At 31.9% G+C, this 14,815-nt stretch carries 14 protein-coding genes, 1 pseudogene and 1 riboswitch; of the genes and pseudogenes, 9 read left to right on the top strand and 6 right to left on the bottom strand.

The features are described from left to right. Positions 1-25: 25 nt before the first annotated feature. The 3 genes from N4A68_08020 to N4A68_08010 all read right to left on the bottom strand — a co-directional run bounded on the left by N4A68_08020 (position 26) and on the right by N4A68_08010 (position 2,712). Entirely contained in the window at positions 26-1,534 is a 1,509-nt protein-coding gene (locus tag N4A68_08020; GenBank protein ID MCT4564256.1) for a recombinase family protein, read from the bottom strand. 91 nt (positions 1,535-1,625) lie between these two features. Beyond that, complete coding sequence (locus tag N4A68_08015) at positions 1,626-1,964, bottom strand: YjgN family protein (GenBank protein MCT4564255.1); 339 nt, start codon at positions 1,962-1,964, stop codon at positions 1,626-1,628. A gap of 79 nt (positions 1,965-2,043) precedes the next feature. Beyond that, positions 2,044-2,712, bottom strand: coding sequence for a hypothetical protein (locus N4A68_08010; GenBank protein ID MCT4564254.1), 669 nt, complete (start codon positions 2,710-2,712; stop codon positions 2,044-2,046). 433 nt (positions 2,713-3,145) lie between these two features. On the opposite strand from N4A68_08010, the gene N4A68_08005 reads away from it, so the two are divergent. Next, positions 3,146-3,271: a hypothetical protein gene (locus N4A68_08005; GenBank protein ID MCT4564253.1), complete on the top strand. Its 126-nt coding sequence runs from the start codon at positions 3,146-3,148 to the stop codon at positions 3,269-3,271. A gap of 36 nt (positions 3,272-3,307) precedes the next feature. On the opposite strand, the pseudogene N4A68_08000 reads toward N4A68_08005, so the two are convergent. Next, positions 3,308-3,382 (bottom strand): annotated as a pseudogene (locus N4A68_08000) (cell wall hydrolase). A 316-nt stretch (positions 3,383-3,698) separates the two neighbouring features. Then, complete coding sequence (locus N4A68_07995; GenBank protein MCT4564252.1) at positions 3,699-5,795, bottom strand: methyl-accepting chemotaxis protein; 2,097 nt, start codon at positions 5,793-5,795, stop codon at positions 3,699-3,701. Positions 5,796-6,285: 490 nt separating this feature from the next. Here N4A68_07995 and galU point away from each other — a divergent pair, with 490 nt between their 5' ends. From galU to N4A68_07975, 4 genes are all read left to right on the top strand, one after another. Further along, positions 6,286-7,158, top strand: coding sequence for a UTP--glucose-1-phosphate uridylyltransferase GalU (galU, locus tag N4A68_07990; protein ID MCT4564251.1), 873 nt, complete (start codon positions 6,286-6,288; stop codon positions 7,156-7,158). Positions 7,159-7,234: 76 nt separating this feature from the next. Next, the gene (locus N4A68_07985) at positions 7,235-8,362 is read left to right on the top strand and encodes a glycosyltransferase (protein MCT4564250.1); all 1,128 of its coding nucleotides are present in this window, start codon (positions 7,235-7,237) and stop codon (positions 8,360-8,362) included. 195 nt (positions 8,363-8,557) lie between these two features. Then, positions 8,558-9,091, top strand: a complete 534-nt coding sequence (locus N4A68_07980; protein ID MCT4564249.1) for a hypothetical protein — start codon at positions 8,558-8,560, stop codon at positions 9,089-9,091. A 13-nt stretch (positions 9,092-9,104) separates the two neighbouring features. Then, positions 9,105-9,296, top strand: a complete 192-nt coding sequence (locus tag N4A68_07975) for a PspC domain-containing protein (protein ID MCT4564248.1) — start codon at positions 9,105-9,107, stop codon at positions 9,294-9,296. Positions 9,297-9,370: 74 nt separating this feature from the next. On the opposite strand, the gene N4A68_07970 is transcribed toward N4A68_07975, so the two are convergent. Then, positions 9,371-10,078: a zinc dependent phospholipase C family protein gene (locus tag N4A68_07970; GenBank protein ID MCT4564247.1), complete on the bottom strand. Its 708-nt coding sequence runs from the start codon at positions 10,076-10,078 to the stop codon at positions 9,371-9,373. Positions 10,079-10,223: 145 nt separating this feature from the next. Continuing rightward, positions 10,224-10,325, top strand: a riboswitch (purine riboswitch). 159 nt (positions 10,326-10,484) lie between these two features. On the opposite strand from N4A68_07970, the gene N4A68_07965 reads away from it, so the two are divergent. From N4A68_07965 to N4A68_07950, 4 genes are read left to right on the top strand one after another with little or no spacing between them, the layout of a single operon-like run. Then, a complete protein-coding gene (locus N4A68_07965; protein ID MCT4564246.1) occupies positions 10,485-11,054 on the top strand; it encodes a xanthine phosphoribosyltransferase in 570 nt (189 codons plus the stop codon). 19 nt (positions 11,055-11,073) lie between these two features. After that, positions 11,074-12,201: a BMP family ABC transporter substrate-binding protein gene (locus N4A68_07960; GenBank protein ID MCT4564245.1), complete on the top strand. Its 1,128-nt coding sequence runs from the start codon at positions 11,074-11,076 to the stop codon at positions 12,199-12,201. 9 nt (positions 12,202-12,210) lie between these two features. Beyond that, entirely contained in the window at positions 12,211-13,737 is a 1,527-nt protein-coding gene (locus N4A68_07955; GenBank protein ID MCT4564244.1) for an ABC transporter ATP-binding protein, read from the top strand. Next, positions 13,730-14,815 (top strand): ABC transporter permease, encoded by a 1,086-nt coding sequence (locus N4A68_07950; protein ID MCT4564243.1) that lies wholly within the window; start codon positions 13,730-13,732, stop codon positions 14,813-14,815. The genes N4A68_07955 and N4A68_07950 overlap by 8 nt, the downstream gene beginning before the upstream one ends.

Raw genomic sequence — 14,815 nt, 5'->3', positions numbered from 1 at the left:
CCAAGGGGTTCAGCCTATAGGAAGTTTATATTTTCATGATGACTTTTAAGTCAAAGTCATTTTTACCAGCATCTTTGTCTTTAAAATATATGATTTTTTCAATGAAGGTTTTCAGAAATCTATTTTTTTGTTCAGCATCAAGGCTGTGATAGGTTTCCTCAATGAACTTAATGGAATTATTAATATATGGGATTTTATTATTTGCCTTATCAATATCAGTATTGAGGTTAAATAATTGCTTGTCAAGCCTTTCTATTTCATTATTTGCTACATCAATTTTTTTGGTTATAGTATCCATTCTATCTAAAAAAGTACTGTTATGGTATATCCCTTGCTCTAGTAAGTCATATAGCTTTTCCTTTTGTTTCTTAAGTTTATTAATTTCTTTATTCTTCGCCTTAATGGAGCCTTTTAAAACTTCAATTTCTATATTATTCAGTTTTTTTTCTTCATGTTCAAATTCAAATTTAATTTTATTAAATTCCTTAAGTAAAATGTCTAAAACTTTTTCTTCAACTAAATATATATAGCTTGATTTAACACCGCCACAATGTTTATAGCATCTTAAGCTATCCTTTTTTCCTTTAGCTGTTCTTGTGGTCATTGTAGCACCACAGGCACCGCATCTAACAAGATTAGATAAAGGATTTCTCAACCTTCTATTACTATGTAGATGGGGGACGTATCTATCCTTAGATAATAATTGAGCCTTGTTGAATATATCTTCAGATATAATGGGACTGTGCTTACCATTATAAATCCTCCACTCTTCTTTGTCCCTAGATATACTTGTTCTTTTCCCGTTATCTTGGTATCTATATATTCTTTTATTCCATGTGACCATGCCAATATAAACAGGGTTTTTAATGATATTTCTTATAGTAGTTTTTTCCCAGGAAGTATTTTTATTCTTATTAAGTATATTTCTATCTTGTAAATACTTAGCTATTTTCGTATCTCCATATCCCTTATTGACATATAGATCGAATATCAATTTAATGACAGGGGCTTCTTCCTTATTTATTATTAAGGTTCTATCCTTTTTATCATATCCATAGGGAGCATAAGGGGATATATAGTTACCTTCCTCAATGCTTTTAAGTCTTCCCCGTTGTAGACGCTTCTTAATAATCTTTAGTTCCCTGCGAGCCATAAAGGCTTCGAACTCAGAAAACTCTTCATCGAATTCATCCGTTAGGTCATATATTTTTCTGGGAGTAATAATCTTAGTATCAAATTCTTTAAAGGTTTCTAATATAAGACCCTGTTCTCTCATGTTACCCCTTCCAAGCCTATCTATATCCATAACTAGTACCGCATCATACTTACCATTCTCAACCTCCTGTAGCAGCTCAAGCATCTTAGGTCGTCTAGTGATAGACTCACCACTTACGATTTCTTCTTTAATATCAACTATACTATAATTTTCATTTTGAGCATAAGCTAAAAGGGTAGTCCTATGCCTATTCAGAACTTCCTCTACAGACATTTTTTCCTCAGCTCTGGATTTCCTTAGGTAAATACATACATTCATTTCTATCACCCGTTTAAGTTATTGTTAATACAATTATAGACTTTTCTGTAAAAAAATAAAAGCTGCTATGTCCAGCAGCTTTTATTTTCTATTAAGCGAATTTTGTATGTTGCACAACCCATTTCTTAATAGCTAAATTTGCCCAGAAACCATATATGCCTAATGTAATTATGCATAATAATAGGATTTTTATCCATTGACCAAATAGTCCCATAGCAGTACCCGTAAATCTAAGTCTTTTACCCCCGACAACAGTATGCTCTGCAATCCATCTTTCTTTCATAACTACAGACCAAGGAAAACAGATTCCAAGAGTGAAAGCTGTTACGATATAACCTAATAAATTAGTTCCAATTAGTCCCAAAAGACCACCATCAAAATATGAATCAGCAGTTTTAATATTACTTTCCAATTTGAGCCCTCCTTTCATCATCTGTATGTAAATACATAACTATAATACCAGATTATCCGTGTAATATATTGACAAAGTTTGTCGAGACCGAATAAAATTATTGATCTATATAACATCCTTGCATTTTAAAATAATTACCATCATTAATAGTTATGTATTTGCTATTTTCGAAATTGTCATTTGATATTATGGAATCCATTGTACCTAAACAATTACTAGAAACTTCAATATAGGCCATTGTACCATCTGAAACCACTTTATATTCACCAGCTGGTATATCAAAACCCACTTTATATTTACCAGGCATATATTTACCGTTGGTAGGTTCATATGCTGGGGCTTCTGCAGCAGGTACAGCAAAACAACTTTGCAATTTTAAATATTGGCCATCTTCAACTTTTATATATGAGAAATTTGAAAAATTATCGTTACAGATTATGCTATCAAAGTTCCCACTACTATCTTTAGTGACTTCATAATATGCCATCGTTTTAGTAAATAGCTTGTATTCTCCTGCAGGTAGATCTGTTCCAACTTTATAATTACCTGATTTATACTTTGTGAACTTTTCCTCTGGCTCAGTTTCTTCTTTTTCCTTAGGATTTTCTTGTGTAACCTTTTCTGTGTTTTCAGAACTTGAAGTTTCTTGAGTTGCATCTGGTTGTTTTGTTTGTTCCGTATTTTTGTCGTTGTTTCCTCCTGCTATGGAGCCAATGATTATTAAGGCAACAAAAACAATGCCTATCCATTTAAGTATTTTTTTCAAAAAACTCATCTCCTTATCATTAAGTTTTAATACCACTAATTATACTAAATTTAATATGCAAAATTTTAGTAAAGTATGTCGATTTCTAAAAATTTTATTGCAAATATTGATAATATAAAATTATAAGTAAAAAATTTAAAATAACACAATGTATGGGAAAGAATCATTCATCAAATATCAAAAAAGTGGATAATTTAAATGATCAAGAAGTTAAGGAACTGGTTAATTTTGCAATTGGAATTTTTAGAGGTAGCTATAAAGTATTTTATGGTGGGAGAAAGATTATAACATAAAAAATTGACAATCCAATTTGATATGATTGATAAAGATTTATAACTAAAGGATAGCCTATTGGAGAATTTCAAAGGCTCTCCATTTTTTTATTATAGGACAATTTATATAACTCATATATATTACCAAAGGAGGAATACCTTTGGCTGTAGAAATAATATATACAGGACAAATGACAGAGGAGGAATTTAAAAAAGAACTAAATAAAATACTTAACCAGCTTTTAAGAGAGTTAGAGGCAAAAAAAGAAGGAGTTGAAGAAAGTTAAACTCTTTCTTTTTTATAGGTGGTATGATGTGTTATGCAATCCATTATCTCCTTCACCACCAGCCTCGCATTTAATAACCCTTGCTAATAGTTCTCTATCTGAGTAAGCCATTAACATTCATCTCCTTAAAGACATAAATCATTGTTACCTAGTATCTATATATGACAATACAAGTAATCATAAATATATAGAACTTACAATATTAGTTTATGCATTAGATTTATAAAGGTTCTTAGAAATTTGTGGTAGAAGTAAACCCATGGGGGTTAGCAAATATATATCAGAGTAAATTATATAGCCATATTTATAGGAAATAATCAGCTATATATAATCTATTAAGACATATCACCAACACTATTAAATTTTTTGAAATGACAATTTTATAACAAAAAACAACCTCCAAGTGATGAGGAGGCTGTTTTTTTGATTAATCTACTTTAAATTGATTAGTTTGATTTTTCAATTCCATTGCCATATTACTTAATTCTTCCATACTTGATCCAATTTGCTCAAATGAACTAGCTTGATGTTCTATAACGCTATTAATTTGCTGTATTGTGCTTGCATTATTCTGAGTAGATGATGATATCTCATCCATTGCCTTCGTCATCTCTTCAGCAACCTGTGACTGTTGTATTGATGAATTGGATATAATTTCTATTTTTTTATTGATTTCTTTTATGGATCCCAAAATATTTTTAAATTGCTCATTTGTGGTATTTGATTTTTCTACACTCATTTCTACTAGTTTTTGCCCCTGTACAATTGATGTATTTGCACTTTCTGATTTATTTTGAATTTCGGATATTAATGAAGTAATAGATAATGCTGATTTTTTACTTTCCTCTGCTAATTTTCGAACTTCGTCGGCTACTACTGCAAAACCTTTCCCATGATCACCTGCTCTAGCCGCTTCAATAGCTGCATTTAATGCCAAAAGATTGGTTTGTTCTGATATATTTGTTATTATGGATACAATTTCTCCAATTTTATCCGATGTATTTTTAAGTTGCTTAATAGAATTATAAACTTCATTTGTTGATTCCTTTACACTGTTATTTACATTTACGACCTCTAGTATATTTTTTTCACCAATATTTGCAGCTTCTAAAATATATTGACTGCTTGAAAATGTATTTTTCGATTCCTTTGAAACAACATCTGTACTATCTGCTAGTTCCTCGATACTAGCAGTCGTTTCTTCAACGACACTTGCATTGTTTTGAGAGCTATCGGATACATTTGATATACCATTTGCCAGTTCTTCTACTCCCTTATTTGCTTGTTCCATGCCCAAGGATATCTGATGAGATGATTCGGCTAAAGCCTCTGCATTTCTTTTTACCTGTGCAACTAATTTCTGAATCTTTTGTATAAATAAATTAAACCATTTTGAAAGTTCTCCTATTTCATCATCTGCATATATATCCAGTCGTCTTGTCAAATCTCCTTCTCCTTGTGCAATATCCTTAAGCATATCTATTGTTTTATGGATTGGATTAACTATATTGCTGGCGGTAAAATATAAAATGCTGAGGACAATGATTATAGAAATGAATCCAAATAGCAGTGAAAAATTTCTAATCTTATTTGCCTGCTCTAGGATTTTGTTCATTGGAACACTTACAGCAAAAGACCAGGGGGTTTTAGTTTTTCCAATATGTATGGGAGTATAGTATCTATAAACTTTTTCCTTTGTGGAATTGGATATAGTTATGGTTTCATATGATTCACTTTCTTTTATGGCTTTTTTAGCTTCTATTCGTTCCGTTGTATTTCCCATATCTTTTCCTATATGATCTAAATCTTTATGTCCAACATAAACACCGTTATATGCAATAAGTGAAGTATATCCTGTTTCAAAGGGTTTTATTTGAGAAACCATTTTTTGAAAGGTTTCTAGTGAAATATCTATTCCGGCTACACCTAAAAACTTACCATCATCCATTATGGGAACAACTAAACTTGTCATTAATATATCTTTTCCTCCTACATTATAGTAGTATGGATTTGTAATTACTTCTTCATTTGTATCTTTAGCTATTTTATAGAACTCGCTTGTTTCAACATCCACAAGGGGGGTTACTATAATTTTTCCATTATCTCTAACCCAATAGGGTAAAAATCTTCCTAATTCATTCGAGCCAGTTGTATTTATTAATTCGCTGTCCTTTCCATCTAAAGCATTTGGTTCCCAACATGACCAAACCGCAAGGAAGTCTGGGTTTTTTTCTAGTACATTTTTCAATATAAGATTTAAACCTTCCCTATCTATCTTTTCTGCATTTTTTAAGCTTTCAAATGTTTGAGCTAGAGTTCTTGCGCTGTTCATACTAACTTCAATTTCTGCTTTGACATGATTTCCATAATTTTGTGCTAGCTGCTCAGTTTGTTTAAAGGAGGATTCTCTTGCCATATTATTTGACTTAATTGTTACAAAGAAAATTGTGGTTATAAAAGAAATCAGAACAGCAAGTCCAATCATTGTTATAAGTTTTGTTTTTAAGCTTTTAAATTTGAACATTGTATGACCTCCTTGTCCTTAGACTGCCCATCCTTCAGTTTGAAAATAATAAATTGATTTTGGTTCATTACATTCTCTCCTTTTAGTAAAATTTTTAGTACAAATATTACAACATCTGCTAGTTATATGTGCCCTTTGCTTTGACATATTTTCTGTTGTATTTAGAAAATATATATTTATGAACATTAGGCAATTTATGTTAATAATACAGCAATGTATAATATTCTACAAAAATAGACAAATTCCTCTTCGCTTTGACAATATATCTGTAAAGAGCAACAAGGATAGAAGTGATTTTTAAAAAAATAATATGAAATGTAATTAATGTAAGGCCACTTGTATATGTTGAAGTTGGACAGTAATCAAAGTATAATATAATTGTAGAGCAATGGAAAAATTTGTGTTCTAGTTTCAAATGAGATGTAATTCTTAATATTGGATCAATACGTAGAATATAATATATATCTAATTATTTAAGGAGGCACCATTTATGAAAGTAAGAAAGGCTATAATACCAGCGGCTGGATTGGGAACAAGGTTTCTGCCAGCTACAAAGGCACAACCTAAAGAAATGCTTCCAATTGTTGACAAACCAACCATTCAATATATTATTGAAGAAGCCGTAGAATCTGGAATAGAGGAAATACTAATAATTACAGGGCGTAATAAAAGAGCAATAGAAGATCATTTTGACAGGTCAATTGAATTAGAGATGACCTTAGAAAAGAAGGGAAAAAATCAACTACTTTCTCAGATAAAGGACATTTCAAATATGGTTAATATACATTACATTAGACAAAAAGAGCCTAAAGGCTTAGGCCATGCAATCAATTGTGCAAGAAGTTTTGTGGGAAATGAACCATTTGCAGTATTACTTGGAGATGATATAGTTTATAATCAATATCCCTGCTTGAAACAGTTAATAAATATATACGATGAATATAAGACATCTATACTAGGAGTTCAGACGGTTGCTAGTAAGGATGTGAGCAAATATGGTATAATTGATGGAAAGTTTATTGAAAATGATGTTTATAAGATTAAAAATTTAGTTGAAAAACCCCTTGAAGAGGAAGCACCTTCAAATATTGCTATTTTGGGTAGATATATTATTACACCGGAAATATTTGATATTCTTGATAATACTAAGCCTGGGGCAGGGGGCGAAATACAGCTGACCGATGCTTTAAAGGAACTATCCATAAAGCAGGCTATGTATGCCTATATATTTAAGGGTATTAGATATGATGTTGGAAATAAATTGGGATTTTTGAAAGCTACAATAGAATTTGCTTTAAGAAGAGAGGACTTGCAGAATGATTTCAAAGATTACTTATGTGAGTTATTAAAAAACGACCTATAAAATCTAGAAGTTAGAAAAATAATATATGCTAAATAATCAAGGTTAAAGCATATGAATGACATGTGGAGGGAAAGTTATGAAAAAAGTGGTTGTTTTTACTGTATCAACTGGTGGAGGACACAATCAAGCAGCGAAATCCATTTCTTCTAAATTTAAATTGTATGATTATGATGTAACGGTAGTAGATATATTAAAGGTTACCAATAAAGCATTGGAAAAATTATTTGCAGAAGGGTATGAAATATTATCCTGTAATTTACCTATTGTATATAGAAGTCTTTATAATTATAGTGATAAAAAGATTATAAATGTTAAATTGACTAAATATATATACAGGATTTTTAAAAGAAAGATATATAAGCTTATTTGTGAGATAGATCCTGATTTGATAGTGGGGACCCATCCATTTATAGTGAATATAATAAGTAATCTAAAGCAAAGAAAAAGATTATATATGCCTTTTATATCAGTAGTAACAGATTTTAAAGCACATAGTACATATTTTAATAAGCATGTGGATGCATATATTACTGGCAGCACATACACTAACCTAGGTATGATTGAAAAAGGTATACCTAAAGAAAAACTATATTCCTATGGAATACCTATTAGACAGGAATTCTTATTATATGAAGATAATTGTGATAGTAAAATAAATAATGATTTCACTGTACTTTTAATGGGTGGAAGTATGGGAATAAAATCTATTGGAAAAGTTTTAAAGGGTTTAGTAAATTGCAAAAATACACTGAAAATAATTGTTGTATGTGGAAACAATAAGTCCTTGATGAATAGGATAGAATCAAATTATAGGGGCAATGAAAATGTAATAGTCTATGGTTTTACGGATGAGATTCCTAAGTTAATGAACAATGCAGATATTTTGATTTCTAAGCCCGGGGGATTAACTGTATCTGAGGCCATAGTAAAGAGATTACCTATCTTAATACCATATATGCTTCCTGGTCAAGAGGAGGACAATGCAGAATTTTTGATGAATTCAGGAATAGCAGTAGTAGTAAAGGATATTGAAACAATAGATGAGATAGTAGACAATTTAGTTAATGAACCTCAAATACTGAAGGACATGAAGTCAAGAATGGAAGGCATAGCTCAGAGCTATTCCGTTGATAATATTGTTAAGCTTGGTGAAAAACTGATTGAAAAGTATAGAGTAAAATATTCTTTGAAAAAAGCTGAATAATGTGAAAAGAGTGAAATCCAGGCATGGGTTTCATTTTTTATTTATAATACTATATAAGGGGTGAATACTTGGATAAAATTCAGTCAAGAGAGTAATTTTAGCTCATAGTTAATAATATTTGTATTTTATTTTGCTTCTGAAAAATATTTTGAGTATAATAAATTTAGAGTGGAATCAATGAAAGGAGAAAAACAAATGAAGAGAATTAAAGTAAAGTTAGATGCTATAGAGGCCATGCTTTATTATTGGCAGGCTACTAGTGAAAAAGAAAAGGTTGGTGAGAGTTATTTAAATGATATAGCCAATATGCCAGCTATGAAATTGATATACGATGAAGAGTTTAATGAAGAGTCTGTTAGAAGAGCTTTAAGCGCAATATCAAATAGGGAAATGTTCTCCGGTAAAAATAAAAAAGAAGGTAGATTTTGGAATAATAATATGTGGATGCTAGAGGACCTAGGTTATACTGATATGATGGTTACTCCCCTAAAAACATTGAACTTAAGTTCTTTGATTGATAAATTAAAGGATGTAAATAACAGTTCAAAATTTGAAGAGATAGAGGTGAGTTTTGTACCTGGACATTTAGATGTCTATAATATTATTGATAATAAGCTGATCATAAACTTCTTTAGAGTAAAGCCATCTTTATATGATGAAAATACCTTTATTGAGGATAAGGATATAGCCGCTTTTATAGAAGAAAAAATAATTGAATTATTAGGTTAGAGGGGGAATTATCATGGAGAATAAGAAAAAACTATATAGATCAGAAATTGATTCAAAGATTGCCGGAGTCTGTGGTGGAATAGCTGAATATTTTGACATTGATCCAACCTTAGTAAGGCTGGGATGGATTTTATTTGTATTATTAGGTGGATCAGGTATTTTAGGCTATATAATAGCCTGGCTTATAATTCCCCAAAGACCGTAAAAACACAAATATGTCTGTAGACACACTTGTTAGTTTTAAGTTCAAAGCTTTAGGGTATCCTAAAAAAATCCACACTAGTGGATTTTTTTTATTACGTCATTATAAAATGTCAACATGCATCCTGCTGTGGTTTTTTGAGCTAAGGGAAGGGTACAATTTGCCACTTTATAGTATCTTATTTCATTTTCTTTAATGTTCTTAAATTTTTTATAAACCTTCAATGCAATTCTTGCATTAAATCGTACATATTCCTCAATAGTATCTAGTATATAAGCATCCTTGGATGCTTTAAATTTATCTATATACTGATAGGTTCTTTTTACAAAGGTCTCATATTGTTTATGATTATCTAGCAATTTTACATTTGCGTGTTGGGGAATAGTCATATCTTGAATTATATGAAGTGCAGCACCTAAGTAAAACATTGCTTTCTTATCATTATTATGAATCCATAATAGTTTAGCCTTATTGTAATATTCCACAGCTAGATCCATAGCATTTTTTCGTCCATAAAGACCTTTTTTTGTGTAGGGATTATATAGATGACAACTGCTTTTAAAGTCTTGGTCAGCCCAAAAAGCACCTTCATTAATATGAGATATATTTAGGGTGAAAAGCTCAAAGGCTTCTATATGTTTGTCATTTTTTATGATTCTTAATGCTTGTATATTTATAAACTTATGGACATCGCAATGTGTATTAATGACCATTTTCTTAAAGGGATTAAGAAAAGTAAATGCAGATTGAAGAACATTACCATATGTTTTTTCAATAAAATTCATTTTTCACACCTGCCTTAATGCTTGTAAAGTAATAATATTTAATTTATCTATAGGATATACAAATAATGAAAAATTATTTTATATAAATATTGATTTTTTTCCATAGATGATATAGAATTAACATTAATTCGAACAATCAACTCCAAAAAACTTTATAAAGTTCGCCCGTATAATTCTGGTAATATGGACCATAAGTTTCTACCAGGCTACCGTAAATAGTCTGACTATGGGTGTTGAGTGATCTATATTAAATGATACAGTAAATAATCTTTGTTTAATTTACTTAAATAATATTTGTTACATTAATATAGAATGCTGAACTCCCTACTTTTGGTGGGAGTTTTTTTGTGGGCTATTTTATAAAGTAAAGGTCGAATTTAATTATAGGTAGGAGAGGAGGCAATAGATGAAGCTCTTAGAAGAAAAAATTATTAAAGAAGGAAGAGTTGTAAATAATGATGTTCTAAAGGTTGATAATTTTTTAAATCATCAATTAGATATTAAGTTCCTTAATGAAATCGGAAAGGAATTTAAGGAAATATTTAAAGATAAAAAAGTAGATAAAATCCTAACAGTTGAAGCTTCCGGTATAGCAATCGCTTGTATAACTGCTGGATATTTTGATGTCCCCGTTGTCTTTGCTAAGAAAACCCAGTCAAAGAATCTTGATGAAGATACATATGAAAGTGAAGTATATTCTTTTACAAAGGATAAAACTTATAAAATCAGGGTTTCTAAAAGGTATATAGAAAAAGGGGAAAATATATTAATACTAGATGATTTTTTAGCAAATGGAAGGGCTGTACTTGGTTTAAAGGATCTTGTTGAACAAGCTGAGGCTAATATCGTAGGAGTTGGGATTGTAATCGAAAAGGGTTTCCAAGAAGGAGGAAAGATTTTACGTGATATTGGAATAAATCTTAAATCCTTAGCAATTATTGAATCAATGGAAGATGGAAGTGTAAAGTTTAGATGAAAAGGGAGGAATTAATATGATTAAAAGAACTATTTCAGTTTTATTGACATTATTATTGGCATTATCACTTTTTTCAGGATGTGGGAATGAGGCTATAGAAAAGCCCGCATCAGCGGTAGAGGAAAACCCAGGGACAGAAGAATCAACGTCGGAAGATTTTAAGGTTGGTTTTATTTATGTAGGGCCTATTGGTGATGGCGGATGGAGCTATTCCCATAACGAGGGAAGATTATATCTTGAACAAGAGTTAGGCGTTGAAACCATTTATAGAGAGTCTGTACCAGAAGGGCCAGAGGTTGAAAAGGTTATGAATGATATGATTGATCAAGGGGCCAAGGTAATATTTGCTACAAGCTTCGGTTATATGGATTATGTAGAAAAGGTTTCAAAGGAACATCCAGACGTTAAATTCCTTCATTGTTCTGGATATAAAACTACTGAGAACATGTCAAATTATTTTGGTAGAATGTATGAACCAAGATATTTATCAGGTGTAGTTGCAGGGTTAAAGACAAAATCCAATAAAGTTGGTTATGTTGCTGCATTTGAAATACCAGAAGTAATCAGAGGAATAAATGCATTTACATTAGGAGTACGTTCAGTAAATCCCGATGCAAAGGTCATGGTTAGATGGACCCATACATGGTATGATCCTGCTAAGGAAAAGGAAGCTGCTAAGTCACTTTTAGATGAAGGTACAGATGTAATAGCACAGCATCAAGATACTGCTGGACCACAACAAGCTGCTGAAGAAGCAGGAGCTTGTTCAATTGGCTATAATACAGATTCATTTGATAAGGCTCCCAAGGCATATATGACAGCACCGGTTTGGAATTGGGGACCATACTATGTAGAGCAGGTTAAAGCAGCGAAGGAAGGAAGCTGGGAAAGTCATAGCTATTGGGGTGGTATGAAGGATAAGATCGTTGAGCTTGCACCACTTACTGAAAATGCCCCTGAGGCTGCTGAAGCAAAAATCAAAGAAGTGGAAGCAAAAATCTTAAATGGAGAGCTTAATATTTTTGGTGGACCACTTAAGAATCAAGAGGGAGAAGTTGTAGTTGAAGACGGTAAAATGCTTACTGATGGCGAGATGTTATCAATGGATTGGTTTGTAGAAGGAGTAGAAGGCAAAATAGAAAAATAAGGTGATGACATGGAAAAAAATATACTTATAGATATACACAACATATCTAAGACCTTTGGTAAAGTCATTGCAAATAAAGATATATGCTTAAAGTTTTATAGTGGAGAAATTCACTCTATTTTAGGAGAAAATGGAGCAGGTAAGAGTACATTAATGAATATGCTGTCAGGGATTTATACCCCTGACAGTGGTTCTATTTTTGTAAAAAATAAGAAGGTTAAATTCAATCTACCTAAGGATTCCATATCAATGGGAATAGGTATGATACATCAACACTTTAAGCTTGTAGATGTTTTAACTGCAAAGGAAAATATTATTGCAGGCCAAAGGGGAAGTTTTTTTATAAATGGTAAGAAGCTATCAAAGGAAATAAAAGATATATCCGAAAAATATGGACTAGAGATATCTCCCGATAAAAAAGTCTATAATATGTCAGTCGCAGAGAAACAAAGATTAGAGATATTAAAGGTGCTATATAGAGGAGCTGAGGTGCTTATATTAGACGAGCCAACTGCTGTACTCACCCCACAAGAAACAGAGGGACTCTTTAAGATAATTAGAAAAATGAAGGAAGCAGGTTGCTCGGTAATAATAATAACTCATAAACTAAATGAAGTTATGGAGATAAGCGATAAAATCACAGTTCTTAGAAGGGGAGAAGTTGTTGAAACAGTTAATAAGCAGGATGTAAGTGCAAAGCAATTAGCGGATATGATGGTGGGACGCTCCCTTGATTTATCCATTCAGAGGATAGAGACTGAAAATAAAAAGACTATATTGAGCGTTAATAAACTTTCTTCTACCAATGAAGATGGTACAAAGGCTATGGATAATATAAGCTTTGATATTAAATCAGGAGAAATACTAGGTGTAGCTGGAGTAGCAGGAAGTGGACAGAAGGAACTCTGTGAGTCTATAGCCGGGCTTCATTCAGTTTCTGAAGGTGACATTATTTATAAGGGGCAAAGTATAGTTAGAAAAAATCCAAGGGATATAATTAAAATGGGAATAAGCATGAGTTTTATTCCCGAAGATAGGCTAGGAATGGGATTAATTGCATCCATGGATATAGTCGATAATGTTCTATTAAAAGAATATCAGAATCAAAAGGGTGTTTTACTTAGTAGAAAACCCGCTAAAATAAAGGCAGATAAAATCGTAAATAAATTAAATATTGCAACGCCGGATATAAATCATCCCGTTAGAAAGCTTTCAGGTGGAAATATTCAGAAGGTTCTATTGGGAAGAGAGATAGAAACCAATCCTAGCTTAATAATCACTGCTTATCCTGCTAGGGGTTTAGACATTGGGGCTGCATATACAGTATATGATCTTCTAAACGAACAAAAGAAAAAGGGTGTTGGAATACTATTTATAGGAGAAGATCTTGATGTACTTATGGAGCTTTGTGATAGGATTCTTGTTTTATGTGAAGGAAAGATCACAGGTGTAGTTGATGCCAATACTGTCACAAAGGAAGAACTTGGTCTAATGATGGCTGGAGAGACTTTACGAAGGAATGATAATATTGATTAGAGTAGTTAAAAAAACGAATATTAATAAAACCCAGGCTATAGTAATTAGATTTGCAGCAATTTTTTTAGCACTGCTTACATCAACGCTTTTTATATTGTTTCTAGGGCATAACCCAATCAAGGTTTATATTTCCATGTTGGATGGGTCCTTTGGATCATTATACAGATTTAAAGAGACCATTATTAAAACCATACCCCTAGTAGTAACTTCTCTAGGTATTTTGGTTGCTTTTAAAATGAAATTTTGGAATATAGGGGGAGAAGGACAAATATATATGGGAGCATTTTTATCTAGCCTAGTGGCACTGAGGCTCCCAAGCTTGCCAAAGCCAATTCTGCTGATAATTATGATAGCTGCGGGGATAATAGGGGGAGGAATATGGGCTTTGATACCAGCTATATTTAAATCAAAATATGGTACAAATGAAACCCTATTTACCCTAATGATGAATTATATTGCTATAAAGTGGATAACCTATCTCCAATTTGGGCCTTGGAAGGACCCAAATGCCTTGGGATTTCCTAAAATACCTAATTTTTCTGATAATGCCATACTTCCAAAGTTGTTTGGTATTCATATTGGATGGGTATTTGCAGTGATTTTAGTATTTTTGACCTATGCATTTATTCACCATACAAAAAAAGGATATGAAATTAGTGTTATAGGTGAAAGTGAAAATACAGGGCGATATGCTGGGATGAATGTTAGAAAAGTAGTCATAATAGCCATGCTCATTAGTGGAGGCTTGTGTGGACTTACGGGAATGATACAGGCATCTGCTGTAAACAATACATTGTCAGTTGAACTATCTGGAGGGATAGGATATACTGGGATAATTGTTACATGGCTTTCTAGTCTTAGTGCGCCTTTAATATTATTGGTATCATTTTTATTTGCAATCCTAGTGCAGGGGGGAGCATATATACAAACAGCATTTCAAATTCCACAATCGGCGGCTCAGATACTGCAGGGAATGATTCTCATGTTTGTATTAGGGAGTGAATTCTTTGTAAGTTATAAATTAATATTAGATAAAGAAAGCTCATATCACAGCAGTAAAATAAGGAAAGGGGTGTAG

It is taken from the genome of Maledivibacter sp. (genome assembly GCA_025210375.1).
Taxonomy (GTDB): Bacteria; Bacillota; Clostridia; order Peptostreptococcales; family Caminicellaceae; genus JAOASB01.
This window is presented reverse-complemented; position numbering and strand designations above follow the sequence as displayed.

What these genes read in the sequence shown, in the direction of transcription:
- N4A68_08020 (MCT4564256.1), bottom strand. Translation starts at nt 1,534, where the DNA reads ATGAATGTATGTATTTACCTAAGGAAATCCAGAGCTGAGGAAAAAATG.
- N4A68_08015 (MCT4564255.1), bottom strand. Translation starts at nt 1,964, where the DNA reads ATGAAAGGAGGGCTCAAATTGGAAAGTAATATTAAAACTGCTGATTCA.
- N4A68_07995 (MCT4564252.1), bottom strand. Translation starts at nt 5,795, where the DNA reads ATGTTCAAATTTAAAAGCTTAAAAACAAAACTTATAACAATGATTGGA.
- galU (MCT4564251.1), top strand. Translation starts at nt 6,286, where the DNA reads ATGAAAGTAAGAAAGGCTATAATACCAGCGGCTGGATTGGGAACAAGG.
- N4A68_07985 (MCT4564250.1), top strand. Translation starts at nt 7,235, where the DNA reads ATGAAAAAAGTGGTTGTTTTTACTGTATCAACTGGTGGAGGACACAAT.
- N4A68_07980 (MCT4564249.1), top strand. Translation starts at nt 8,558, where the DNA reads ATGAAGAGAATTAAAGTAAAGTTAGATGCTATAGAGGCCATGCTTTAT.
- N4A68_07975 (MCT4564248.1), top strand. Translation starts at nt 9,105, where the DNA reads ATGGAGAATAAGAAAAAACTATATAGATCAGAAATTGATTCAAAGATT.
- N4A68_07970 (MCT4564247.1), bottom strand. Translation starts at nt 10,078, where the DNA reads ATGAATTTTATTGAAAAAACATATGGTAATGTTCTTCAATCTGCATTT.
- N4A68_07965 (MCT4564246.1), top strand. Translation starts at nt 10,485, where the DNA reads ATGAAGCTCTTAGAAGAAAAAATTATTAAAGAAGGAAGAGTTGTAAAT.
- N4A68_07955 (MCT4564244.1), top strand. Translation starts at nt 12,211, where the DNA reads ATGGAAAAAAATATACTTATAGATATACACAACATATCTAAGACCTTT.